The sequence below is a fragment of the Streptomyces sp. SP17BM10 genome, assembly GCF_036322405.1.
GTDB lineage: Bacteria > Actinomycetota > Actinomycetes > Streptomycetales > Streptomycetaceae > Kitasatospora.
The window spans coordinates 181,444-206,201 of record NZ_JAQYXB010000480.1 but is presented as its reverse complement, the minus strand read 5'-3'; the positions used below and the strand labels follow the sequence as shown (position 1 = coordinate 206,201).

Here is a 24,758-nt window from a genome sequence, read left to right as displayed (position 1 = left end):
GTCAGACGCGCGGGGTGCCGACGTCGGAGACCGGGTTGCGGACGGACTGGGCGAAGCCCTCCTTGCGGCCCTGGTAGGTCAGGTAAAGCACCCCGCCGTGGTGCTGGTGCCCGAGGTCGTCGACGGTGAGCACCCGCACGCCGATCCCGACCTTCGCCCGCACCGGGTTGAGCGCCTGGTCGAAGAACTCCTCGGTGACGGTGAACTCGGTGATCCGCACCGGCACCACGCGCTTGGGCCCGAGCACCAGGACCAGCAGCGGCGACTCCATCGGTGCCACCTCGATCTGCCCGGCCCTCGCGAGCGCGTCCTCGTGACGCAGCTGCTCGACCGTCGGGTACATGCTCAACTCCAGTGCGGAGAGCACCGGGTGGAGCCCGTCCGGGTACTTCTCGGGTGCGTCGGCGGCGTCGAACTCGGCGTCGAAGCGGAACTGCTCGTGCGCCGGCCCCTTGAGCCGCAGCACCTCCAGCCGATCGCCGGGCTCGGCGCCGATCCCCTGCGGGGTGAGCGTGCGGGTGAGCGTGTCCGGGTTGTACTGGAACGGGATCGTGCGCCGGACGGTGCCGCGATCGGGGTCGACCAGCACGAAGCCGCCGCGCACCGGGTTGAACGCCTCGGGGAACGCGGTCACGGCCCCTCCTCTCCCGGCAGGAAACGGATCCTGGACGTGCCGACGAACGGGATCTCCAGGGTGGCCTGGGAACAGGCCCCGCCGCGGAGGCAGGTGTCGAACAGGGCGTCGCTCCAGGCCGTGCCGAACGCGATGTCCGCGGAGACCGTCGCGTCGACGGCGCGCAGGGCGGTCAGCGTGGTGTCCAGGGAGTTCCCGATCCGTTCGAGGTCCACCGAGGCGGCGAAGAGCTCGGCGAGCTCGCCGGTGCCCTGGGTGGCGGTCGCGATGGCCGCGCTGGCCGACTGCGACTCCAGGATCGCGACGGCCGCCCGGTGCTTGGCCCGGACGGCGGTCAGGGCGCCCTCGACCTTCGCGATCCGGGCGGGCAGGTCCCAGCGGGACGAGGTGAGCTGGTCGACCCGTTCGGAGAGGCGGCCCGCCGTCCGGCCCGCCGAGGCGGGATCGGCCGCCGCCCCGAGCAGCCGGAAGGACTCGCCCTGGAAGCGGCCGGAGAAGTCGGCGGCCGCGTCCCGCCAGGCCTCCGCCTCCTTGGCCATCCGGGCCGCCGCGGCCACCTCGTTGGGCAGGACGAGGCCCTGGCCGGCCAGTCCGCGCTGGGCGATGGCGGTGAACTTGTCCAGCAGGTCGAGTGCGCCCTTGACCTGGAGCACCTGGGGGGCGATCACGAAGACGCGGGCGGCGGCCAGCAGGCGCAGGTTGGTGCGGGCGGTCCGGCCGGTCTCGGCGGCGAGTTCGAGGGCCTCCGCGGACGGGGCCGTCGCCGCGCGGCCGGCCGGTGGCACCCGGCCCGCGCCGGTCGCGAGGACGGTGCGGGCGGCCGCGGTGGGCCCGCCACCGGCAGGGGGAGGCGTGCCACCCGGCGGAGGGGTGCCACCGGCGGGAGGCGCGCCGCCGCCCGGGGGTGTGCCGCCGCCCCGTCCGCGGGTGATCGTCCCGGTGAGCGAGATGTCCACGGGCTGGAGGTTCAGCAGCTGCCGAGCCACCCGGTAGTCCTTCGCGCCGGCCACCAGGGGCACGCTCGTGCTCTCGGGCGCGACGCGGACCCCGACGGGCTTGAGGTTGCCCGGGTTGTTCCGCACCACGCGGTCGAAGCTCCACAGCTCGCCCCCGCCCGCCACCGCCTCGCCCGCGATGATCGCGTCGGCCGGTGCGATCGGGACCTTGGCGGCCTTCACCTGCCGGAGGAAGGACTGTGCGCCCCCGGCGGGCAGCGCGGGCGCCCGGCCGATGCCGAGTTCGTCGAGGAGCAGTTGGTTGGCGACGGCCTGGCGAGGGATCGCCCGGTTGACGATCAGCTCCTGGTAGGCCTGCTCGGAGATCAGCACCCGGACCCCGGACGACAGCATCGACCGCAGGGCGCCCGCGGCCCCGGTGTTGCCGCGGGCGATCTGGTCGAACACGCTCGGGTCGAGGAAGACGGTGCGGGCCGGGGCCGGGCCGCCGGGCTGGGTCTGCCGGGCCACCACCCCGACGGTGCGCGCGGTGCTCCGTACGGGCGCGGCCGGCCCGGTGGTCACGGCGTGCGCCACCTGCTCGGCCTCGCGCTCGGCCGGGGCGTCCGCAGCGCCCACCTCCAGCGGCGCGGCGGCGAGCCCAGGACCGGCCTGGCGCTGCTGGACGACGTGCGCGAGCTCGTGGGCCAGCAGATGACGGCCCTCGCCGGTGTGCGGCGCGTAGTGGCCGGCGGCGAAGACGATGTCCGGGCCGACCGTGTAGGCCCGTGCCCGGACGGCCTCCGCCGAGGCCGCCGCGCGGTCGTCGGTGTGCACCCGCACGCCGCTGAAGTCCTGGCCGAAACGTGGTTCGAGCAGCTCGCGGACCTCCGCGTCGAGCGGCGCCCCCGGGGATCCGAGCACCGCGTGGACCTCCGGCGGCGCGAGCGCCGGGCCGCCGCCGGTGGCGTGGCGCCGCAGCTGCGGTTCGGCGCTCTCGCACTCGCACGGGTCGGGACCGCAGCGCCGGAGGAGGGGTGCGCGGTCGGCGGGCCCGGTCGTCTCCCGGGCCGGGGCGGCGGGGCCGTGCACGTGCTCAGCGCCCATCGCGCACCGCCCGGTAGACGGCGTCTGCGAGGTCGCGCCCGGTCGCCGCCGGGCCGGTGACGGTCACCTCGGGGCCGCGCAGCACGGTGGCCCGGGCGGGGCGCCAGGTCGCCGCGGGGGTGGACGCGAGGAGGCGGGCCAGCTCCGCGCGCAGGGCGGCGGACAGCGCCCGCGGATCGCCGGCCGCGCCGTCGAAGCCGTCGAGGACGAGGTGGTCGATGTGCAGCTCGATCGTCACGGCCGCTCTTCCTTCCAGGCGAAGTCCCGTTCTGTCATGGGCAGTTCGAGCTTCTCGAACTCGCTGCGGGCGGCCGACAGGACGTGCGGCATGGTGATCGGCGTGCCCGCCGACGCGGCCAGGAAGGCGGCGTTGACGGCGATGTTGCGGATCATGCCGCCGCTCGCCTGGAGCCGGGCGAGCCGGTCGAGGTCGAGGCGGCCCCGCGGGGCCGGGTCCGGGAACGCCTTCGCCCAGATCGCCTGCCGCTGCTGGGGGCCCGGGAACTCGAACTCGACGACGAACCGCAGCCGCCGCAGGAACGCGCCGTCGAGGGCCGAGCGCAGGTTGGTCGCCAGCACGGCCAGACCCCGGTAGGCCTCCATGCGCTGGAGCAGGTAGTTGACCTCGATGTTGGCGTAGCGGTCGTGCGCGTCCCGCACCTCGCTGCGCTTGCCGAACAGTGCGTCCGCCTCGTCGAAGAACAGGATCGCGCCGCCGTCCTCGGCCGCGTCGAACAGGCGGCGCAGGTTCTTCTCCGTCTCCCCGACGTACTTGCTGACGACGGCGGACAGGTCGATCCGGTACAGGTCGAGGTGCAGGTGGTGGGCGAGGACTTCGGCGGCCATCGTCTTGCCGGAGCCGCTCGGGCCGGCGAACAGCGCCGCCACGCCGAGGCCCCGGGTGACGCGCTCCCCGAAGCCCCAGGTCTCGTAGATCGTGGTGCGGTGCGCCACCTGGTCGGCGATCCGCTCCAGGGCGCTGCGGCCGGCCCCGGGCAGCACGATGTCGTCCCAGGTGACCTTGGGTTCGAGGCGCTGGGCGAGGGAGTCCAGGCGGGGCCGGGTGCGGATCCGGCAGGCCCGCCAGGCGGCGGCCTGGTCCCCGTCGGCGACGGCGGCGGCCGCGCGGATGGCGGGCAGCTCCAGCCCGAACTGGGCGGCGAGGGCATCCGTCCCGGGCCCCGGGCCGTAGTACTCCCGCCAGACGCGGGCCCGTTCGGCCGGGGTCGGCGGGGCGACGTCGAGCAGCCGCGCCTCACCGTCCGGGTCGGGGCGGCCCTCGCGGGCGGCGAGCAGGCGGGCGCCGCCGGCCCGGGCGAGGAAGCGCTCGGGCAGCGGGTCGGCGGGGTCGGCGTCCTCGGCGTCGAGGTAGAGCGCGAGCGGCAGGAGGGCGGCCTCGCGGCGCCAGAGCCGGGCGAATCGGTCGAGCGCGGTGGGGTCGGCGGGCAGCAGCGCGGCGGGCAGGCGGTAGACGAGCAGGCCGCTCTCGGCGGCGGCGCGGACGGCGACGAGCCGTTTGCCGGGGACGTCGGCGCCGGCCAGTTGGACGACGGGCGCGCCGGGCCGCCGCCAGGTGCGGGCGATCTCGTCGGCGACGGCCTGCTGGGAGGGCGGCAGGTCGGCGGGGGAGCCGGGGCGCAGGCGCTCGACGAACGGGGTGAGGCGGTCGTCGAGGTCGCCCAGGCCCTTGAGGTGGTTGACGATCCGCTCGTCCGCGCGCAGGGCGCTTCCGACCAGGCTCTGTCCGGCCGGGCGGGCTATCTCCACCAACTGCCAGTATCGCAGGCCCCCTTGCGGGGAGACGACGTCCCAGGCGGGGGCGGGGAGGATGGCGAGGGCGAGGCCGAAGGTGGGGTGGGCGAGTCGGTCGTCGCCCTGGGCGAGGGCGTAGAGGCGGGAGATGGAGGGGTCCAGCTCGACGGCCGCGCACAGGAGGAGGGTGTCGCGCTCGAAGCGGGTGAGGCCGAGGCGGTCGGCGAGTGCGGCGAGGGGTGGGGTGAAGGCGGCTTCGGCGTCGCTCACCTCGGCTGCGGCTGCGTCGAGTTGACGGTCAGTCACTTTGGCGACGGGGGTCGGAGTGGCCGCGGCGCGGCGGAACCCCCGGGTGCGCGGGGGCTCCGTCCGCGTCGGACCGTCCGCGAGCGCCCGGTGCAGCAGCAGCCGCAACCACGTGAGCGACGCGGCGAGGAACCGCCCGTTCGCGGCCTCCTCCTCTTCACCGGTCCCACGGTTCACCGGACCGTCACCGCCTGGCTGGGGTCGAACACCGGCCGGGCGCCCGAGCGGTCGACGAGGAGGCTGTCCACGCCCGCGACCCGCAGCCGCACCAGGTGCCGCCCGGGGGCGGCGTCCGGGACGGTGAACCGTGCGTGGCCGGGCGGGCGCGGCACGGCGTGGGCCGGCGGGTCGGGCGGGACGGCGCGGCCGTCGAGGACCAGCAGCACCGGCTGGCCGGGCAGCGCGGCGGGGGAGTAGCGGACGTCGATCTGCGCGCTCCCGTCGGCGTGCCGCTCGACCTGAGCGGGCAGGTGGGCGATCCGGGGCGCGACGGCGAGCGGGACCTCGTTGGTGACCTGCCCGGAGAGGGAGAGCCCGGCCGACCAGAGCCCGGCGGCCGTGCCGGCGGGGACGGTGAACCGCACCTGATCACTGGTGAGTCGATCCGGGGCGACGGCGACGGGCGCCGGGAGCAGCGGGTGGCTCAGCCGCACCTCGGCGGGGGCGGTGAGCCCGCTGCCGCGCAGCACGACCGCCTCGCCGGCCCGCACGGCGGGCTGTCCGCCCGGCGGCACGGCGGCGTCGAGGGAGGGCGGTCCGAGCGGGAGGAAGCCCTGGGCGACGGGCCCGCGGTCGTCCGCCCCCCGGGTGAGCACCGGTACGGGAACGGTCGGCGGGCGGCGGCCGTCGATCAGCACCACGCCGACCTCGTAGGCGACGGACATCCGGTACGGGGTCTGGAAGGCCGTCCAGAGCGAGTAGACGTCCTTCTCGCCGAACGGCTGCCAGGTGATCCGGATCCGGTCGAGTTGCTCGGCGACGTCGCTCTCCGGCGCGAACGCGGCGAGTTCGCCGCGCTGGAGCACCGGGTTGTCGTTGAGGACGCGGACGGCGCGGGCCAGCAGCCGCTGGGCGTCGAGCCCGGGGTCGCGCTTGACGAACGGTGTGACCAGGTAGTGCAGGGTGAGCGGGACCGGCGGCCCGCCGCTCTCGCCGGGGGCGAGGTCGGTCCGGTCGGCGTTGCGCAGGGCGCCGTCGACGTCGGCCTGGAAGAGGTAGAGGTTGACGAGCTTGTCCCGGGTGCCGTCGGTGAGCTCGTCGAGCGGACGGGTGTCCACGCCCGCGCCGGGCACGTCGGCCAGGGCGCCGAGGACGAGTCCGCTCAGGGTCTTGGTGACGGCGGCGATGGCCTCTTCGTCGCTCATCTCGCGCCGCCTCCCCCCGCACGGGTGCGCAGGTAGTCCTCCAGGCTCATCGCCGGGCGCCGCCCGGGGATCCGGCGCGGCGGCTGCGGGGTGGGCGGCTGGTGCCCGGCACGGACCTCGACGCGGCCGATGGTGATCCGCACGTCCGGCGCAGCGGAGGCGCGCTCGCGCCGGGGGACGAGGAGCGGGTCGACGATCGAAGCCGGTACGGGGTGCGCGCGGACGGGGTCGGGCACGGGCGCCGTCGGGACGTCCTCCGCCGGGGGCTCCGCGGACGCGGCGTGCTCCTCCTCGGGCACCGTCCGCCCCGTCGGCTCCTCGGGCGAGGCGTCCGCGCGGCGGGGCTTCGGGAGGGCGACGGCGGGTTCCGCAGGCCGCCCGGGGCCGGTGGGGGGTTCCGTCCGGACGGCCTGCGGAGGTTCGGGTGCGCGCCCGGCAGGCGGTGGGAGTTCGGCGGGTTCGGGTGACGGTGGCAGCAGGCCCGGCGACTCGGCGGCGGGGAGCTCGTGGCCGACGGCCGGGGGGCTGCTGTCCGCGGACTCCGCGGCAAGAGGCGATGGTTCGGTGGGGGGAAGCCCTACCTGCATCCGCCGCCGGGGCTCGAAGAGCGACCCGATCAGCGGCCGGACCGGCGGCCCGTCCGCGCCGCCGGCGCCCAGCAGGCGGTTCACGAAGTCGTTCTCGCTCATGCGCCCACCTCGCTGCGCTCGGCGGTCGCTTCGCGAAACGCGCACCTCTTGATGATTCTCTCGCTTCGCTCGCTCATGCGCCCACCTCCCTGCGCTCGGCGGTCGCTTCGCGAAACGCGCACCTCTGCATGATTCTCTCGCTCATGCCGTCACCAACTCCAGGTACAGCTGCCGCCGTTCGGGCCCGACCGCGAGCACCTCGGCCTCCGTCCAGCCGTAGGCGGTGGCGAGGGCGTGCACGTCGTGGAGCAACCGCCGGGCCTGGGCGTCGAGTTCGGCCCACAGGTAGCCGGAGGCGTCGAACGGGGACGTCCAGGCGTGGCCGCACTCGGCGCAGTCGAGGTCCAGCCGGACGTCCGCCTGCGGGTCCCGTGCGGCCAGGGCGTCGGCCACGGCCTCCAGGACGTCCGCCGGGAGCGCCTCGGCTGCGACCGGCAGTCCGTCCGCGACCGCCGAGGTCACCACCCGCCGGAGCAGCGCCCGCCGGGCGGCGGCGCGCGGCGCGCCGCGGACGGCGAGCAGGTCCCGGGTGGTGACCAGGCGGAAGGCGAGCTCGAAACCCCCGGCCCGCGCGACGCGTTCGCCCTCCGGTGCGGCGGCCGTCACGTCCGCAGCGGTCAGTTCCAGCTCCAGTTCCGTCCGGCAGGACGGGCAGGTGACGGCGCACGGCAGGCCGGGGCCGAAGCACCGCACGCGCAGGCCGAGGACCAGTTCCTCGCGCCGCCCGACGGCCAGGTCGGCGACGGCCGCCGGGTCGCCGCCGCCCGCCGCGGCGAGCACCAGGGCGCGGCGGAGCGGGTCCTGCCCGCGCCCGGCCTCCCAGACGGCGAGCAGGCCCTCCTCCGTGAGCGGACCGACGTCCGCGAGCAGGCCCTCCTCCGCGAGCGGGCCGGCTTCGGTGAGTGCGTCCATCGTCAGGCCGGGTCCTCGAAGGACGGCTCGACCGGCTCCGGCAGGTCCTCGCGCACCCAGCCCTCGTTCTCCAGCCTGATGTGCTGGATGGCGACCGCGTTGGCGTTGGCGTCGAGGTCGGAGACCGGCTGGTACTCCGACACCCAGCAGTTGAACACCTGGTAGGAGAGCACCTTCTGACCGGCCTCGTTGAAGACGTCGACGATGAGGTCCCGCCGGAAGTCCTTGAGCGAGGACTCCAGCCCGCCGCTCGCGTTGGTCAGGCTCCAGACCCGGTTCGCCCACTGCTCGAACACCTTGTCGCTCGTCACCCCGCGCTCCAGCGTGATCGCGTCGTACTCGGTGCGCCCCGGCAGCTTGGTGCTGGTGGCCGGGTCGCCGCCGCTGCGGTGCTTGATCACCTCGGTGCTGCGCTTGAACCCGGTGACCTTGCTGACGCCCGCGATGTAGTCGGTGCCGCCGCCGAACTTCACCCGGAAGCGGAAGTTCTTGTACGGGTCTCGGCGCTTCGTCCTGCTGTCGGCCATGGCCTGCCTCTCCGCGGAGCTCTCTTCGAGGGTGCGCTCAGACCTGGATCTGGCCGGCGAGCTGCTGGATGTGGATGATCACGAACTCGGCGGGCTTGAGCGGGGCGAAGCCGACCTGGATGTTGACGATCCCGCGGTCGATGTCGTTCTGCGGGTTGTTCGTCGCGTCGCACACCACCTGGTAGGCGTCCCTGGGCGTGCGGCCCTGGAACGCGCCCTGGCGGAACAGCGTGTTCATGAACGCGCCGACGTTCAGCCGGATCGAGGACCACAGCGGCTCGTCGTTGGGCTCGAACACCACCCACTGGGTGCCGCGGAACAGGCTCTCCTCGATGAACAGGGCGGTCCGGCGCACCGGGACGTACTTCCACTGGTCGGCCAGGACGTCGGCGCCGACCAGGGTCCGCGCGCCCCACACGAGGTTGCCGAACACCGGCCGTTGACGCAGGCAGTTGACGCCGTACGGGTTGAGGATGCCGTTCTCGGGGTCGGTCATCGGCACGAGGGGCGCGACGACGCCGGCGAGGCCCGCGTCGGTGCCCGCCGGGGCCTTCCACACGCCGCGCGCGACGTCCGTGCGGGCCCACACCCCGGCGACGGCGCCGCAGGGCGGGAAGTCGCGGACGTGGTTGTGCTGCTGGGTGTCGGCGAGCAGGACGCGCGGGAAGTACACGGCGGCGTTGCGGGCGGCCGGGTCGCCGGCGAGCGGCAGGCCGGTGCCGCCCGGGGCGGCGGCCCTGGCGACGTCGGCCACGTCGTGCCAGGCGTCGGGCGGGTCGACCACGAGCATCGCGCGGCGGTCCAGGCACAGCTTGGCGGCCTGGGGGAGGATCCCGGCCGCACCGGCCTGGCCGGGCGGGCCCGGCAGGCAGAGGATGGTGAAGATGTCGGTCTTGAGCAGCTGGTAGATGCCCTGCTTGCCGTCCTTGACCGGGGAGCTGTCGCCCAGGTAGTCGGCCACGACCGGGGTCGCGGTGCCGTCCAGGCCGTCCGTGGCGGTGACGTACCAATTTCCGTGGCCCGGGCCCTTGTCGTCCGGGAACGGGTCCCGGCCGGCCGGGACGTCGGCGTCGGCCGCGGGCAGCTTGCCGTCCGCCGAGGCCGGGACGGTGACGAGGGCGGAGGCGGCGAGGGCGACGCTCAGCCGGTCGGGGCTGCCGGGCGCGGTGCTGACGTTGAGGTAGCTCTCGGTCGCGCCGGTGGCGGCGTCGCGCAGGGTGAGGTTGAAGCTCTTCTGGTCGGCGGCGTCCGGGGCCTTGTCGCGCGTCTGGTAGTCGACCCGGGCGCGCAGGTGGTTGCCCCAGTCGCCGGGGCTGAGGGCGGTGAGCGTGACCGCGTCGGCGGCGACGCCGGAGGCGGCGGGCAGGACGAGCGCTGCGGGCGCGGGATAGGTCGGCCCGTCGGCGGGCGGGTTCTTCGGCTTCACGGCGGCGATCCGGACGATCTCGGCCTCGGCGCCGCCGTTCTGGAAGAACTGGTGGACCGCGTAGCTCATGTCGGAGGTGCGGTCGAGGCCGCCGAACTCCCGCTCGTAGTCGGCCCAGCCGGTGATGTGCACCGGGTCCGTGACCGACCCGCGTGGCGCCGTCCCGACGAACGCGGCGATCGACGTCGGCACGCCGACGATCGTGCGCACGGCGCTCGGCAGCTCGTCGATGTACACGCCCGGATTGGTGGGGCTGATGGGCATCGTGGCTCCCTTCGCGAGGGCAACGGCTGCGCCCGCGGACACCGCCCAGCGTCCGGGCCGGCCATCACGGCGGCGTCACGCCCGCAGTTCGCTACCGTGCGGGGACGGTGACGCCACGGTGACGCCGGGAACCTCCGCCCGCGCCGGGACGTCTGTCGGGCGGCAACGATCACGCGACGAAGGAGCGTTCATGGCGTACTGGCCGCCGAGCCCGCAGGAGTCCTGGCTCATGGGCGGGGTGATGGCCGTCGTGCAGAGCGGCATCACCCACCAGTTGGGCTACTGGGTGGACGCCAGGGAACTCAGTCACGACGACGGCAGCAGCAACCACTGGCAGCTCCGGTGGGTCGACGGCGGCCGGGCGGTGCTCACCGGTTTCGACGTCGACTACAGCACGGAGCGCGCGCTCGACGAGCTGCTCCAGGGCGCCCCGGACTGGCTGCCGCTCGGCTGGTACGGGCTCACCGACCGGATCGCCTTCTGCTTCTGGTGGGAGCGCGGCGCGGCCGACTGGGACTGCGCCCCCGTGGAGGACGACGGGGTCCGGATCACGGGCTCGGTCCACGGGGCCGAGGACCTGCTGACCGACCGGGTGATGGAGCGGATCCCGGAGCCGGAGGACGAGGACGACGAGGAGGTGGACGAGGGCGAGTACCTGGAGGAGTTCGGGAGGAAGCTGGCGGAGCTCGTCGAGGCGGCCCGGGAGCACCGGCTGACCGAGCGCGAACTCGCCCCCGTGCTGGGCTTCCTGGAGGACCCGGGGCGGCTGAAGCTCGCCGCGGCGCTCGACACCGCCCGGGAGGCCGGGTTCACGCCGGGCGGCTCGCACCCGTGGGAGCGGCCGGCCGCGCGGGCGTGACACGGACCCGGTGTCGAATGCGCATGTGGGCGCCTCGCGGAGGTGACGGGTCGGTGCTGGTGAAGGACCGGCGCGCCCCCTCCGCCCGGCGAGGAGGGGCGCGCCGCCGCGCATCCGTGACCGGCTGTATCCGGTTACGTCATATTTGGGGGAAACGCCCGGACCTGGAGGCCCCCATCACCCCCGCCCTGCCCCCGCTGCACCGGCTCCCCTTCGCACCGGCCCGCCCGCCGCGGCCGACCACGCTCGCCGACGGCACCCCGGCCTGGCTGGTCACCCTCTACCACGACGTCCGCAAGGTCCTGACGGACGCGCGGTTCACGCGCGACGACCTGCACGCCGTCGGCAACGGCGGCGGCAACGCCGAGATCACCGGCAATCCGGCGTCGATGTTCAACCTCAACGGCGCCGACCACCGCCGACTGCGCCTCACCATCCAGCGCGCCTTCACCCCGCGCGCCGTCGAGTCCTGGCGCCCGTGGGTCGCGGAGTCCGTCCGGCGCGCGGTGGACGACCTGGCGGCCGGCGGACCGCCGGCGGACCTCGTCGCCGCGTTCACCCGGCCGGTCCCGTTCGCCGTCACCAGCCGGCTGATGGCCCTGGACGGCGTGGACGAGGCCCGGCTGCACCACTGGTCGCGCGCCATCGTCGCCGAGGACGAGTACCGGGACGACGCCGCGATGGCCGAATTCACCGACTACGCGGCCGAGTTGATCGCTCGACGGCGCAGGGCGCCCGGCGACGACCTGGTCAGCGGCCTGGTCCGCGCCGCCGACGAGGACGGCGGGCTCCCCGAGGCCTGGCTGGTCTACCTGGTCTGCGGTCTGGCGGGCAGCGGCAACGACAGCGTCACCGGCGCCCTCGGCAACGCCTTCGTCCACCTCCTCGGCGACCGCCCCTCCTGCTGGCCCCGCCTCGCCGACCCCGCCGTCGCCGAACGCGCGACCGAGCGACTCCTGCACCACATCCCCCTCGGTGACGACGACGTCACGACCCGGCGCGCCGTCGAGGCGGTCGACCTCGGCGGCGTGCCGATCCCGGCCGGCGCGGTCGTGGCCGTCAGCCTCAACAGCGCCAACCGCGACCCCGCCGTCTTCCCCGACGGCGGCCTCGACGCCGACCTCGCCGCGCCGCTCGCCGCTCCCACCCTCGCCTTCAGCGCCGGCCCGCACTACTGCCTGGGTGCCTGGCGGGTGCGCATGGAGATGTGCGAGGCGCTCCGGCATTTGGCCACGGCGCTCCCGGGTCTTCGCCTCGCCGACCCCGGAGCGCCGATCGGCTGGCAGCTCGGCGGCACGACGCGCAGCCCGTCCGGCCTTCCCGTGGTGTGGTGACCGGATGGTGGAATCGCGGGCGGGGGGTCGGCGGACCGTCGTAACGTCCGCAGACCGTGGGCACCGCCGCCGCCGCGCCTTCTTCGGCGTCGCCTCCGTGGCCGCCGAGCTCTCCGGCCTCGGCCCGTTCCAGCGCTTGGCCGACGGTCTCGCCGCCCTCTGCGGGGAAGGGGATCGGGCGTGAACGGAGCATTAGGCGATCGTTGGGATTTCACCCGAAGGCCGTTCGCGGGGCGGTGCGTGATCCACCGGCCGGTAAGGTGAACCTCAGTGCCACCACCCCGCTTGGAGAGCGCCGATGTCCGACAGCCCTGCCCGTGACGGCGGTTCCCGTCGTCGCCTCGCCGCCGCGCTGGCGGTCTCGGCCGCGGCCGCGCTCGTGCTGTCGTCGTGCAGCTCGTCGTCCGACGGCGGGGACGACTCCGGCTCGGACACCTCCACGACGGCCCCCGCCCCCGGGCCGTCCCTGCCGCCGCCCACCAGCGTCACCCTGCCGCCCGAGCACGCGGGCTTCGACTACCAGATCTCCTCGCCCTACCAGCCCCCGGCCGGGGTGCAGGTGGTCAGCCGCGACCACGACGCCGCGCCCGCCGCCGGGATGTACAACATCTGCTACGTCAACGCCTTCCAGGCCCAGACCGGCGCCGAGAAGGAGTGGGAGCCGGACCTCCTCCTGCGGGACGGCGGCGGCAAGGTCGTCTACGACAAGAACTGGAACGAGGCCCTCCTCGACGTCCGTACGGAGGCCAAGCGCCAGCGCATCGCGGCGAAGGTGAACGGTTGGATCGACGAGTGCGCGGCCAAGGGCTTCAACGCCGTCGAGCCGGACAACTACGACAGCTACACCCGCTCCGACAACCTGCTCACCGCAGCCGACGTCGAGGCGTTCCAGACGGTGATCGCCGCCCACGCGCACGAGAAGAAGCTTGCGATCGGCCAGAAGAACACCGTCGAGCTGGCCGGTGACCGCCAGAAGGTCGGGCTGGACTTCGCCGTCGCCGAGGAGTGCGGCGAGCAGGACGAGTGCGGCGGCTACGTCGACGCCTTCGGCAACCGGGTCTACGTCATCGAGTACACCGACAAGGGCCTGTCGAAGGCCTGCAAGGGCTGGGGCGACAAGCTGAGCATCGTGCGCCGGGACAAGAACGTGCTGCCGGAGGGCAAGTCCGGCAATGTCCGCAAGACCTGCTGAGTGACCAGGAAGATCTGCGCAGGGCCGGGGGCGACGGCTCCGTCGTCGGCACCGTGGAGTCGTACAATCCCCTGACCAACCCGGACGACGCTGTGACCGGCACGCTGGAAACCCTCGATCCGCCGGAGGCGCCCGGAGAGACGGCCGGATGACCACCGAGCGGGCCCCGGTCGGCGGGCGGAGATGACGAAACCCTGACGGATCGGCTCCGGCCCTGGTCAAGACGGGGGCGGGCCTGGTCGAATCGGCGGCGTGGACAGTACAGCGCACACCAGGAAGGGCACCCCGGTCGGCCGCCGGGTCGTGCTCGGGCTGCTCGGCCTCGGCGCGGCCGGCGTCGCCGCCGGGCCGTACCTGCAGAAGGCCCAGGACACCGTGGCCGGCAAGGACCCGACCGGCCTGACCGGGCTCCTCCCCGGGGGCGGCGGCTTCCGGTACTACTCGATCACCGCCTCCGTCCCCGAGCGGACCGCCGACACGTACACCCTGAGCGTCGACGGCCTCGTCGACCGCCCCGGCACCTTCCGCCTCGCCGACCTCCAGGCGATGCCCCAGCGGCGGATCGTCCACGACGTGCAGTGCGTGACCGGCTGGCGCGTCCCGGACACGCCCTTCGAGGGCGTCCCGCTCGCGCACCTGCTCGACGCGGCCGGCGTGCGGGCCGGCGCCCGGGCCGTACGGTTCAGCTGCTTCGACGGCGCCTACACCGAGAGCCTCACCCTCGACCAGGCCCGCCGCGACGACGTCCTCGTCGCCCTGCGCATGCAGGACGCCCCGATCTCCCACTCCCACGGCGGGCCGGCCCGGCTCTACGTCGCGCCGATGTACTTCTACAAGTCCGCGAAGTGGCTCTCCGGCATCACCGTCACCGAGGCGGTGCAGCCCGGCTACTGGGAGCAGAACGGCTACGACGTCGACGCCTGGGTCGGCCGATCGAACGGACGCGATGATGCACCGACCTCCTGACCTCCTGCTCCGCTTCACCCGCGCCGAACGCTGGGTCCACCGCGTCACCGCCGCCCTGATGCTGATCTGCCTCACCACGGCCGCGTTCCTCTACGTGCCGCCGCTGGCCGAACTCGTCGGCAGGCGACGGCTCGTGGTGACCGTCCACGTGTGGTGCGGCCTCGCCCTGCCCGTCCCGCTGCTCCTCGGCCTCGCCTCCCGCGCCCTGCGCGCCGACCTCTCGCGGCTGAGCCGCTTCACCCCGACGGACTGGGCCTGGCTGCGGGCCCTGCGCTCCCGCGCCGACGACCGCCCGGCCGGCAAGTTCAACGCGGGCCAGAAGCTGTACGCCCAGTGGACGCTCGGCGCGATCCTCGTCATCGTCGGCACCGGCCTGCTGATGTGGCTGACCCACCTCGCCCCGCCGTCCTGGCGCACCGGCGCGACCTTCGTCCACGACTGGCTGGCCGCGGCCATCGCCGTGGTCACGGTCGGCCACATCCGGATGGCCGTCCGCGACCCCGAGGCGCGCCACGGCATGCGCACCGGCCTGGTCGACCGGAGGTGGGCGGCCCGCGAGCACCCGGAGTGGGATCCGGAGCGCCCGTGAGGTCGCGGTCAGGGCCCTGAACCGTCCCTCCGGCGGCATCCACCAGGTGGAGCCGACGGCCGTCGTGGTGTTCCTCTCGACGCTGCCCGTCCCCCGCTGACCCGTCGGGTTCACCTGGGCCACCCGGATGGCTCAACTACCGTTCGTGTTTGCGGACGCGCTCTGCGTGAGAGGATCGCGGGGCAAGGCGATCCGCGTGCGACAAGGAGAAGACATGGCCGAGCGTCAGAACGGCACCGTGAAGTGGTTCAACGAGGAGAAGGGCTACGGCTTCATCAGCCCCGAGTCCGGTCCGGACCTCTTCGTACACTTCAGGGCGATCGAGGGGCAGGGCTTCAAGTCCTTGATGGAGGGCCAGAAGGTCTCCTTCGAAGCCGTTCAGGGCCAGAAGGGCATGCAGGCCGACAAGGTCCGCGTCGAGCAGTAGGGGGTTCCCGTCCGCGGGCCGCGGCGCTGGCGTGACGGCATGGACCATGACGAACGGTCGGTTCACGCCTCGTCGTTCGACGCGGCCGCGGCCGCGGAGCCGTTTGATCTCCACGTGTTGACCCGAGACGGATCTCCTGCTGCTGCCTCCTCTTCTCTGTGCTGGTGACGGCCGATCGAGGACTGCGGGCCTTCTTGCCCTCGGCGCCGGAGGTCCGGACCCGAGGTAGTGCGTGGCTGTCAGTAGCTCGACCGTGCTGTCGCCCGCATGGGGGTGAAACTGCGCTTCAGCAGCCGTTCGCCGTGCTGGAGCGGTACGTTGACGGCTGCCAACCGTGGGAAGGATCGCCGACGTGACCATCGACAAGGCTGCCCTCGGCAGCGCGGTGAGGGCGGTCGCCGCCGCCGCTCATGCCGATGACGTGGCAGCGCTGTACCGGGCGGTGATGCCGCCGGCGGGTACGGACACGCCTCCGGCGGAGGCGGCTGCCTGGTTCGGTTCGCTCGTCATTCACCTGGCGCTCACTGCCGCGACCGCTTCGGACCTGGAGCGGGGCTGCTCCCGGGAAGCGGTCTCGGAGTGGATCGGGGAGGTGCTGGGCCCGGTGCCCACGCCGGCGCTGCTGCGCGCCGAGGACCCCGGTCGCATCGACCACGTCGAAGCGGTGAGCGCCGCGGCGGACTGCTCCCGGCTCCGCGAGCACGCCGTCGACCTGATCCGGGTGGGCCTCATCGAGCCGGACGAGGACCCGGATCAGCGAGCCGTCGACGCCCACTGCGCGGTGACGAACGACAAGCACGCGCGGATCGTCGTGATGGCGATGCTCGGCCGCCTCGCTGCCGATCCCGGCGGGCGAGGCTGACGTGCCGCCCCGGCGCACTGGTTCCCGGCCGCCGCCGGGCTGTTCGGCGCGGTGGCTCGGAAGCGGCCCGATCCATCGCAGCAGCGCCGAAGTGCAGGACTGCGGCACAAGGGCCTCCTGATCTGCCCGTTGCGAATTCGACAGTCCCGAACCGGCCAGGAGGCCCACCGTCATGTCTGGATCAGGGCGGGATCACCCGTGGGTGATCCCGGCCTCTGTCTGCCCGCTCACGGGTTGAGGATGTGCCCAGCCGTCGCGTCCACGTGGGCGGGGATCTCATCGTGGCGGTCGCCGACGGTCGGCGTCCCGGTCGGCTCGAACATGAGGATCGCGGCGCCGGACGGCGCGGACGGCTTGTGCTCCGTACCTGCGGGAACGGTGAAGACCGCCCCCCGCGGCAGCAGGACCGTGCGCTCGCCCTCGGGCTCGCGCAAGGAGATGTGCAGCTCACCGTCGAGCACCAGGAAGAACTCGTCGGTGTCGTCGTGGGCGTGCCAGAGGTGTTCGCCCTCGACTTTGGCGACCCGGACGTCGTAGTCGTTGACGCGTGTGACGATGCGTGGACTCCACAGCGTGTCGAAGGAGGCCAGTGCCTGGGAGAGGGAGATCGGCTGGTTGTTCATGGCCCCATCCTCGGCCGCTTCGCACGGGCAGTGTGAGTGCTAGGAATTGCACATGGCGAAAGAATCCTCGCACCGAGCTCGCGCGGCGGGCGTTCACCGGGTGGTCGTGATCGTGGACGAGAACTCGAATCCGTTCGAGCTCGGCTGCGCGACCGAGATCTTCGGCCTGCGCAGGCCGGAGATCGGGCGCGAGCTCTACGACTTCCGGCTCTGCTCACCCGAGCCCTCCATCCCGATGCGAGACGGATTCTTCACCCTCACCGCAGTTGCCGACTTGGTGGCGGCCGATACGGCGGACACCCTGATCGTCCCTAACCGCCCCGACGTTGAGGTGCCCCGACGGCCTGCGGTGCTCGACGTCATCCGCCGGGCGCACGCTCGCGGCGCACGCCTGATCGGCTTCTGCAGCGGCGCGTTCACGCTGGCCGAGGCCGGCGTTCTCGACGGACGCCGGGCCACGGCCCACTGGCAGTGGGCGGATGCCTTCCGCGCCCGTTTCCCCGCCGTCCACCTCGAATCGGACGTGCTGTTCGTGGACGACGGCGACATCCTCACCGCCGCGGGAAGCGCGGCCGCACTCGACCTCGGGCTGCACGTCGTCCGCCGCGACCACGGTGCCGAGGTGGCCAACTCCGTGAGCCGACGGCTCGTCTTCGCGGCGCACCGCGACGGCGGGCAACGGCAGTTCGTCGAACGTCCCATGCCCGACCTGCCCGACGAGTCCCTGGCGCCCGTCATGGCCTGGGCACTGGAACGGCTCGATTCACCACTGACGATCGCCGACCTCGCAGCGCGCGCGGCGGTCAGCCCGTCGACGCTGCACCGCCGCTTCCGAACGCAGCTGGGAACGACTCCGCTGATGTGGATCACGGCGGAACGGCTCGCCCTGGCCTGCCGGCTGATCGAGCGCGGCGAATCACGCTTCGAGGTGGTCGCACGGCGGTGCGGGCTGGGCACGGCGACCAACCTGCGCGCGCTGATGCGCCGCGAGACGGGCATCACGCCGTCGGCGTACAAGCGCCGGTTCGGGTCCGAGACGACCTGAGGACAAGGCGTCCATCCTCGCCGACCAGCCGGAAGGTCACGCGATCGCATCCGCGGAGTCGAGCCCGTTGCTGGCGGCGACGTTGAGGCCCGCAGGGGCACTGAACCTACGGCGCCCCGGTGGCAGGTGCCGGAACCGCGGGGTGCTGGGGGCGGGTCAGGCGTTCGGCGATGGCATGTCCGGTCTCGAAGGCCGAAAGAGTCGCGGTGGGAACGCCGAGTCCGCCCGCCAGGTCGACCAGGTGCAGATCGGTGGCGGTGTCGATGAGATCGGCCAGGACACCGGCCGAGGTGCGGGCTCGCGTGGTGGCGGCGGCGACCACGACGGCACCCGGCAGAACGGCAGGCCACCAGAGGAGCCCCAGGGCGGCGTACAGCAGGCCCCAGCCCGCGAGGCGGGCGGCCGAGGCGTACGCGTCGCGGGCGGCGGTGACGTCGGCGCGCAGTCCGTCCGGCAGGACGCTCCACAGCCGGGGCCACGCCAGGATCAGGTCCAAGCCGTACAGGGCGCGGGACCGGGCGGCGCTGACGTCGAAGCGTTCGGCGATGCTCGTCGGCCGTTGCGGCGGTCGCGGCGGCCCGGCCAGGCGGCGGCGCTGGGCCCGGCGGGCCTGGGCCCGGGCGCGGGTGAGTGCGGTGCCGGTGCGGCTCGGGTTGTCGGCTTCGGCGATCCAGAAGCGGGCCGAGGCGCGCACCGCGTTCCACCGCCGTTGGCGGGCGCGCACGATCCAGGCCAGCGGCGGGCGGGTTCCCGGGGCGGCCCACAGGTGCTCCAGGGCGGAGCCGAGGCCACCGGCGGCGAGCCCGGCTCCCGCCGAGACCAGGACGCCGACGGCGCCGGCGACCGCGAGCCAGGTGGTGCGGTGCTCCGCCGGCTGCGCGGCGATGCTGCGGAGCCAGTCCACCAGCGGCTGCGGATCGAAAGCGTCGGCCTGCCCCACTCGGGAGGCGGCGGCCGCGGCGGCGGCCCACAGCATGCCGGGCAGAACCAGCAGGGACAGCCACCGGTCCGCCAGGCTCGTGCCCAGTTTCGCGAGGAAGCCGGTCATCACAGGACCCGGGTCGCGGCCATCGGCAGTCCGGCCGCGGCGCAGGACGGGGGTTCCGTGACCTCGTCGTCGAAGACGGTCCGGCTGCAGCGGCGCAGCGGGCAGGTCCAGGTGACCGGCTCGTCCCGGCCGGACTCCGCGAAGCCCGCGGGGAGGGGGGTGTACTGCTTCGAGGAGGTGGTGATCCCGGCCAGGCCGTCCCGGCTACAGGCCTCCTCGATCTCGTCCAGCAGCACGAGCAGCCGGTCCTCGTCCGGCGCCCGCTCGGAGACGACGGCGTCGAGCAGTTCGGCCAGTTGGGGCCCGGCGCCGGCGTCCCCGATGGCCTGACGCATATCGTGATGCCTGGCGACCTGGTCGCACAGGGCGGCCAGACGCCCTCGAACCGCGCTCACCCGTCGTTCCTCCCACAGCCTCGTGCCGGCAGGACCGACCATGCGAAGTCGCAGTCACGGCAGGCCCATTGAGGCGATCCTACGTGAGCGGCAGGCTGCAACGGATAGGATCCGCGGAGCCCGGTGCGCTGCCAGGGGCGCCGCGGCGGACCGGCTCGCGGCGGCACCGCCCGGTGGGCTCGAGGGGGTCGTGGAAGTGTTCCGCAAAGACGGATCGGACGGGTCGAGGCGGGGCCGCGCGGTGGCGGCGCTTCAGCGGCGCATGCTGAGGGTGATGAGCGAGGGTGAAGACCCGGTGACCCTTCTCACCGCCCAAGCCCTCCGGGAGGCAGCGGAGTTGGCCGAGGTGGGTGGCCCGGACGAGGACCTGCGGGTGGCCCACCTGCTGGGCACGTTCCACTGGTACCGGTACCAGCTGCTCCCCGAGGGCGAGGACCAGGAGGCGTTCGGCGAGGCTGTGCGCTTCCTGTACCCCGTGTACCGCTCCCATCCGGAGGTCGTTCCGGATGCCCTGCGCGCCCTGTTCGCCCAGGCCGGCACGCCGAACGCCCGTCGTCTGGCGGCGATCGAGTCGGCGCTCGCCACCGCGCGGGCACTGTTCGTGTCCTACCAGCGGAGCCGGAGCCTTCCCCGACTCGACGAGGCCATCGCACTGGTGCGTGAGGCGGCGGCCGATACTCCGCACGACGACCCCGACTACCCAGGGCGCCTGAGCAATCTGGCCCTGATGCTGCGCGCCAAGTCCGAACACACGGATGACACCGGGCCGTTGGCGGAGGCGGTGGAGCTGGGCCGACAGGCCGTGGACGCTGCCTCGAACGACCGCGCCGACCTCCCCAAGTACCTGGCCATGCTCGGTCTCGCGCTCCGCGCCCTGTACGAACGGACCCACGACGCCGGGGCGTTGGCCGAGGCTGCGGACGTGGGGCGCCGGGCGGTCACCGCGGCCCCGATCGGCCACCCCGACCACCGGTCCTGCCTGAGCAACCTCTGCATCACCTTGCGCTTCCAAGCCGGATCGCTGCAGGACGCCGAGCTGTTCGGTGAGGCGGTGGAGGTCGGCCGACGGGCCGTCACGGGCGGCCGACCGGGTACGTCGGAGCGTGTCGCCCACCTGGTCAACCTCGGCCTCGCCCTGGAGGAGACGTCCCGATTCACCGGAGAGGGCGCCCTCCTCGCCGAAGCCGTGCCCGTGTGCCGCGAAGCCGTCGCCTCGGCCCCGCACGACCACCCGTACCACGCGGACGTCGTGCGGCTGGTCTCCGCTGTCCTGGAATCGCTGTGCGTGGTGTCCCAGGCCGCCGATCTGCTGGGGCTGCGGGGTACCGGGCTTCAGGAGTCGTTCGAGCGGACCGGAGGATCCGGTCCGCTGGCCGACGCTGTGGAGGTCGCCCGTCTGGCCGTCGCCGCGATGCCGCACGGCCACCCTCGCCGCGCCGGGCTGGCGGCGCTGCTGGGCACCTCGCTCCAGGAACTGTTCAAGCGGACCAGAGGACCCGGCCTGCTGGCCGAGGCCGTGGAGAGCTGCCGCGAAGCCGTCGCCGCGACGCCGGACGGCAGTCCCGACCTCGCCTCGTACCTGGTCGGCCTCGCCGCCGCGCTGAGCGCGCACGCGGAACAGACCGCGGACCGGCGCCTGCTCGCCGAGGCCGTGGAGGTGGGCCGTCGGGCCGTCGCCGCCACGCCGGACGCGAGTCCGGAGCGGGTGACGCGGAAGAGCAACTTCGGCCTGGCCCTTCGGATGTCCGCCAGGCGTACCCGAGACATCGGTCAGCTGACCGAAGCGGTCGAGGTCTCCCGCCAGGTGGTCGCCGAGGCGGCGGACGGCGACCCGTTCCTCCCGTCGTACCTGAGCAACCTCAGCCTCGCCCTGCTGGCCCTCTTCGAAGAGACCGGGGACACGGCCCCACTGGTCGAGGCGGCGGCGGCCGGTCGCCGGGCCGTTCTCGCATCGCCGGCCGAACACCCGCACCGGGCCGGGCATCTGAGCTACCTCGCGACCGTCCTGCTGGCGCTCGCCACGCGCACCGACGACGTCGAACTCCTCGTCGAGGCGATGGACGTCGGCAGCCAGGCCGTCGCCGCGCTGCCGGAGGACCATCCCGACCGCGCCGGGTACGTGAACAACCTCAGTGCCGTGCTCCGGGTCAGCACCCCGGAGATGCGTGCCCGGGCGCTCGACCTGAGCCGCGAGGCCGTGGCCGGCACGCCGCACGACAGCCCCTATTACGCGCGACGCGTGAGCAACCTGGGAGCCCTCCTCCAGGAACACGCCGAACAGACGGGGGACCAGGGCCTGCTCGCGGAAGCCGTGGAGGCCGGCCGCAGGGCCGTCGCCGCCGTGCCCGAAGACCACCCCCACCACGCCTCGTTCCTGAACAACCTCGGCTACGCGCTGCAGGCCCTGGCCGAACAGGCCAAGGACCCGATGCTGTCAGCCGAAGCCCTGGAACGGTTCCGGTCGGCCGGACGAAACACCACGGCCGAGGCACTCGTGCGGGTCCGGGCCCTGCGAGAGGTCGCCGTCCTGGCCGGCGCGACGCCCTCCGGCAGCGCAGTGGCACTGGCCGCGATGGAGACCGCCGTCGGCCTGCTTCCACGGCTCAGCCCCCGGACCTTGGCCCGTCACGACCAGCGCCACCAGGTGGGCCGCCTGGGGTCGCTGGCAAGCGTGGCAGCGGCGGCCGCACTGGACGCAGGCCGTCCCGAGCGCGCGGTGGAACTCCTGGAGGCGACTCGCGGGACGCTCGCCGCCGGAACCATCGACACCCGCGGCGACGACCTCACACGGCTGGGCGAGCAGCACGAGGGGCTCGCGCGGGAGTTCAGGGATCTCCGGGACCGCCTCGACGCTCTCGACGACCCCGCCCTCGTCCCCGGGGCGGACATCGTCCTCGCCCGCAGGCTGGCCCACGAGGAATGGGAGCGCCTCGTCGAGCGGATCCGCGAGCTGGACGGCTTTGAGGGCTTCCTTCACCCGCCGCGGCTCGTCGACCTCATAGGGAAGGGCGACTCGGGTCCCATCGTGTACCTCACCGCCGGGCCGGGCCGCTGCGACGCGCTGGTGCTCGACGGCACCCAGCCGGACACGGTACGGACCGTCAGACTGGACGAACTCACCGCACACGACGCTGCCGCCCGGGCCGAGCAGCTCGCCAACGCCCGTCGGGCGGCCACCGATTCCGACCTCTCACCCAGGACGCGCAAGGACGCCCAGCGCGAGATCCTCGACATCCTGGCCTGGCTGTGGGACACCGTCGCGGGGCCGGTGATGACCGCCATCGGCGCCGACGGCACGCCGGACGACGGGGCGCCGCTCCAGCGGATCTGGTGGTGCCCGGTCGGCGTCATGTGCGACCTGCCGATCCACGCGGCAGGCCACCATCGTGACCTCGACAGCGCCGATCCACTCCTCGTGAGCAATCCGCGCACGGTCCTGGACCGGGCGGTCTCCTCCTACACCCCGACGGCACGCGCTCTGAACTACGCCCGTTCCCACCCGTCGGCGGCGACGGAGCGTGCGTTGATCATCGCGGTTCCCGACGCGCCCGGCACGAAACCGCTGTACGGCGCGCGTTTCGAAGCCGACACCGTGCACGCACTGATACCCGACGCCCTGCGGCCCGACCACCCAGCGCGCTCCGACGTCCTGGCCGCACTCCCCACGTACCCGGTGGCGCACTTCTCGTGCCACGGCCTGGCCGATGCCCGGGATCCGGCGGCGAGCCGACTGATCCTCCACGACCACGAAACCGCCCCGCTGACGGTCAGCGACATCAGCGCCCTGCGATTGACCGGCTCGCTGGCCTTCCTGTCGGCCTGCGACACCTCCGCCACCACCCTCCGACTGGCCGATGAGGCAGTGCATCTGACCGGGGCGTTCCACCTGGCCGGGTACCGGCACGTCATCGGCACGCTGTGGCCGGTCGACGAGCGTTCCGCCGCCGAGGTCGCCGCCGACTTCTACGCCCGCCTTACCGCGGGCGGCACGACCTCTCCAGACACCGCCGAGTCGGCTCGGGCCCTGCACCACGCCGTCCACTCACTCCGCGCCCGCTTCCTGCTCTCACCGACCCACTGGGCGGCACACACTCACACCGGGCCGTAGAGGAGCGAACACAGGCTCGGATGCGCCGGTAGGTGATCACGCAGCAGGGGGCGCCGGCGCCGACCGCGGCGTTCGCGGGCGGTAGGCCGGACAGCGTCCAATCGCGCCCGAACGCGCTGGTGAAGGACGACGGCCTGCCCGCCGCGCTGGCCTCCGTCAAGGGCCGCGAAGGCCACACCCACACCTACACCCTCTTTCCACGAGCGCGCGGGCCCCGGCAAACCGGGTGCACCCCCGACGAGCCCGTGCTGTCGTCACGTCAGACCAGCGGCCGGTAGGCGATGTTGGGGAAGTAGTCCTCCCGGACGCCCTCGCGGTGGATGTCCCAGGTGGCGCAGTGGAGGGAGCCGCCGTACTCGAAGACGTTGCGGAAGGGGACGGTGAGGACCTCGAAGTCGAGCTTGTCGAGGAGGTCCTGGAGCGGTTTCTCCTGTTCCTCGCAGACGACCGTGGTGGGGGAGAGGCTGAGGACGTTCATCGAGAGCCACTTGGAGGACTGGCAGAAGTCCGGCATCTCGTCGTTGCCGGTGGTGGGCTGCGGGGCGTCGACCAGTTCCCAGTCGTTGTCGTGGAACAGCCGCGCGTCCCGCTCCAGGAGGGGGCGTTCGGGGTTGGTCAGGACGAGGCCGGGCCGCAGCGGGACGAACGTGCAGTCGACGTGGGAGGGGAAGTAGTCGAGGGGGAAGTGGACCGGGTGGACGCGGAAGCCGCGGGGTTCGAGGTGGCGCTTGAGCCAGGTGATGCCGGTCCGGTTGGTGGTCATCGACTCCTGGACGATGAGGTCGCGCCCGAAGCGGCTGATGTCGGCGGCGTCGAAGACGACCTCGTCCTGGGTGATGCAGAACTCGAAGGAGTGCATGCGGCGGTGGCGCTCCTCGACGGGCCAGTCCCAGAACTCCTGGCGGTACATGTCGTCGTCCATGGACGGTTTGGGGGCGGTGGTCCAGGTGACGCGGGGGTCGGCGTTCCAGTACTCGTAGACGAGCCTGCGGTAGGGGCGGTACTCGAAGTAGCGGGCGCGGCGGGACATGGGGGCCTCGATGATGTCGTGGCCGACGGTGATCATCACGTCCCGGGGGCAGACCGCGCAGTACTGGTTGGGGACCTCGAAGTCGGGCGTGCGCACGGGGGCGCCGAAGTCGTGCGGGTCCGGGCGGCGGACGGTGATGCCGCGGGATTCGAGGAGGGCGACGAGGCCGGCGAGTTCCTCGTTGGCCCGGTCGATGGCCTCGGGCGATTTGGGGCCGGTGGGGAAGGGGGTGCCCACCGGGGCGTTGCGGATGGTGGGGCGGTTGCCGGGTTCGGTGGGCTCGAAGTGCGCGCCGTCGGCCGAGCCGACCACGATCTCGCGCAGCGGGTCCCACTCGTTCCACGAGTTCACGATCATGGTGGTG

Annotated in this window: 22 protein-coding genes; 9 read left to right on the top strand and 13 right to left on the bottom strand. The window is 73.5% G+C overall.

Annotation, left to right across the window (positions count from 1 at the left end):
* Position 1: 1 nt before the first annotated feature.
* From PUR71_RS08555 to PUR71_RS08515, 9 genes are all read right to left on the bottom strand, one after another.
* Positions 2 to 634 (bottom strand): hypothetical protein, encoded by a 633-nt coding sequence (locus PUR71_RS08555; protein WP_329925771.1) that lies wholly within the window; start codon positions 632 to 634, stop codon positions 2 to 4.
* Entirely contained in the window at positions 631 to 2,676 is a 2,046-nt protein-coding gene (locus PUR71_RS08550; RefSeq protein WP_329925769.1) for an eCIS core domain-containing protein, read from the bottom strand. Before PUR71_RS08550 ends, PUR71_RS08555 begins: the two co-directional genes overlap by 4 nt.
* Positions 2,666 to 2,914 (bottom strand): hypothetical protein, encoded by a 249-nt coding sequence (locus tag PUR71_RS08545; RefSeq protein ID WP_329925768.1) that lies wholly within the window; start codon positions 2,912 to 2,914, stop codon positions 2,666 to 2,668. Before PUR71_RS08545 ends, PUR71_RS08550 begins: the two co-directional genes overlap by 11 nt.
* Positions 2,911 to 4,911 (bottom strand): ATP-binding protein, encoded by a 2,001-nt coding sequence (locus PUR71_RS08540; protein WP_329925767.1) that lies wholly within the window; start codon positions 4,909 to 4,911, stop codon positions 2,911 to 2,913. Before PUR71_RS08540 ends, PUR71_RS08545 begins: the two co-directional genes overlap by 4 nt.
* The gene (locus PUR71_RS08535; protein WP_329925765.1) at positions 4,908 to 6,098 is read right to left on the bottom strand and encodes a DUF4255 domain-containing protein; all 1,191 of its coding nucleotides are present in this window, start codon (positions 6,096 to 6,098) and stop codon (positions 4,908 to 4,910) included. The genes PUR71_RS08540 and PUR71_RS08535 overlap by 4 nt, the downstream gene beginning before the upstream one ends.
* Positions 6,095 to 6,787, bottom strand: a complete 693-nt coding sequence (locus tag PUR71_RS08530) for a hypothetical protein (protein WP_329925764.1) — start codon at positions 6,785 to 6,787, stop codon at positions 6,095 to 6,097. Before PUR71_RS08530 ends, PUR71_RS08535 begins: the two co-directional genes overlap by 4 nt.
* A 141-nt stretch (positions 6,788 to 6,928) precedes the next feature.
* Entirely contained in the window at positions 6,929 to 7,699 is a 771-nt protein-coding gene (locus PUR71_RS08525; RefSeq protein WP_329925763.1) for a T4 family baseplate hub assembly chaperone, read from the bottom strand.
* 2 nt (positions 7,700 to 7,701) lie between these two features.
* Entirely contained in the window at positions 7,702 to 8,226 is a 525-nt protein-coding gene (locus tag PUR71_RS08520) for a phage tail protein (RefSeq protein WP_329925762.1), read from the bottom strand.
* Between the two features lie 37 nt (positions 8,227 to 8,263).
* Complete coding sequence (locus PUR71_RS08515; RefSeq protein ID WP_329925761.1) at positions 8,264 to 9,916, bottom strand: phage tail sheath family protein; 1,653 nt, start codon at positions 9,914 to 9,916, stop codon at positions 8,264 to 8,266.
* 190 nt (positions 9,917 to 10,106) lie between these two features.
* Between PUR71_RS08515 and PUR71_RS08510 the strand changes: the two genes are divergently transcribed.
* From PUR71_RS08510 to PUR71_RS08480, 7 genes are all read left to right on the top strand, one after another.
* Complete coding sequence (locus tag PUR71_RS08510; protein WP_329925760.1) at positions 10,107 to 10,775, top strand: hypothetical protein; 669 nt, start codon at positions 10,107 to 10,109, stop codon at positions 10,773 to 10,775.
* Between the two features lie 116 nt (positions 10,776 to 10,891).
* Complete coding sequence (locus tag PUR71_RS08505; RefSeq protein WP_329925759.1) at positions 10,892 to 12,109, top strand: cytochrome P450; 1,218 nt, start codon at positions 10,892 to 10,894, stop codon at positions 12,107 to 12,109.
* A gap of 298 nt (positions 12,110 to 12,407) precedes the next feature.
* Positions 12,408 to 13,301 (top strand): endo alpha-1,4 polygalactosaminidase, encoded by an 894-nt coding sequence (locus PUR71_RS08500; protein WP_329925758.1) that lies wholly within the window; start codon positions 12,408 to 12,410, stop codon positions 13,299 to 13,301.
* Positions 13,302 to 13,544: 243 nt separating this feature from the next.
* Positions 13,545 to 14,267 carry a molybdopterin-dependent oxidoreductase gene (locus PUR71_RS08495; protein ID WP_329925805.1) on the top strand — a complete coding sequence of 241 codons (723 nt, stop codon included), beginning with the start codon at positions 13,545 to 13,547 and terminating at the stop codon, positions 14,265 to 14,267.
* On the top strand, positions 14,251 to 14,856 hold the full coding sequence (locus PUR71_RS08490) for a cytochrome b/b6 domain-containing protein (RefSeq protein WP_329925757.1): 606 nt from the start codon (positions 14,251 to 14,253) through the stop codon (positions 14,854 to 14,856). The genes PUR71_RS08495 and PUR71_RS08490 overlap by 17 nt, the downstream gene beginning before the upstream one ends.
* A 214-nt stretch (positions 14,857 to 15,070) precedes the next feature.
* Positions 15,071 to 15,283 (top strand): cold-shock protein, encoded by a 213-nt coding sequence (locus tag PUR71_RS08485; RefSeq protein WP_329925756.1) that lies wholly within the window; start codon positions 15,071 to 15,073, stop codon positions 15,281 to 15,283.
* Between the two features lie 352 nt (positions 15,284 to 15,635).
* Complete coding sequence (locus PUR71_RS08480; protein ID WP_329925755.1) at positions 15,636 to 16,145, top strand: hypothetical protein; 510 nt, start codon at positions 15,636 to 15,638, stop codon at positions 16,143 to 16,145.
* A gap of 227 nt (positions 16,146 to 16,372) precedes the next feature.
* On the opposite strand, the gene PUR71_RS08475 is transcribed toward PUR71_RS08480, so the two are convergent.
* Entirely contained in the window at positions 16,373 to 16,768 is a 396-nt protein-coding gene (locus PUR71_RS08475) for a cupin domain-containing protein (protein ID WP_329925754.1), read from the bottom strand.
* 52 nt (positions 16,769 to 16,820) lie between these two features.
* Here PUR71_RS08475 and PUR71_RS08470 point away from each other — a divergent pair, with 52 nt between their 5' ends.
* Positions 16,821 to 17,813, top strand: coding sequence for a GlxA family transcriptional regulator (locus PUR71_RS08470; RefSeq protein ID WP_329925753.1), 993 nt, complete (start codon positions 16,821 to 16,823; stop codon positions 17,811 to 17,813).
* A gap of 106 nt (positions 17,814 to 17,919) precedes the next feature.
* On the opposite strand, the gene PUR71_RS08465 is transcribed toward PUR71_RS08470, so the two are convergent.
* Both PUR71_RS08465 and PUR71_RS08460 read right to left on the bottom strand, forming a co-directional pair.
* Complete coding sequence (locus tag PUR71_RS08465) at positions 17,920 to 18,861, bottom strand: hypothetical protein (RefSeq protein WP_329925752.1); 942 nt, start codon at positions 18,859 to 18,861, stop codon at positions 17,920 to 17,922.
* The gene (locus PUR71_RS08460) at positions 18,861 to 19,196 is read right to left on the bottom strand and encodes a hypothetical protein (RefSeq protein ID WP_329925751.1); all 336 of its coding nucleotides are present in this window, start codon (positions 19,194 to 19,196) and stop codon (positions 18,861 to 18,863) included. The genes PUR71_RS08465 and PUR71_RS08460 overlap by 1 nt, the downstream gene beginning before the upstream one ends.
* 334 nt (positions 19,197 to 19,530) lie before the next feature.
* On the opposite strand from PUR71_RS08460, the gene PUR71_RS08455 reads away from it, so the two are divergent.
* Complete coding sequence (locus tag PUR71_RS08455; RefSeq protein WP_329925750.1) at positions 19,531 to 23,364, top strand: CHAT domain-containing protein; 3,834 nt, start codon at positions 19,531 to 19,533, stop codon at positions 23,362 to 23,364.
* 259 nt (positions 23,365 to 23,623) lie between these two features.
* Here PUR71_RS08455 and PUR71_RS08450 read toward each other — a convergent pair whose 3' ends face one another.
* On the bottom strand, positions 23,624 to 24,751 hold the full coding sequence (locus PUR71_RS08450) for a glycine amidinotransferase (RefSeq protein WP_329925748.1): 1,128 nt from the start codon (positions 24,749 to 24,751) through the stop codon (positions 23,624 to 23,626).
* Between the last annotated feature and the right edge of the window lie 7 nt (positions 24,752 to 24,758).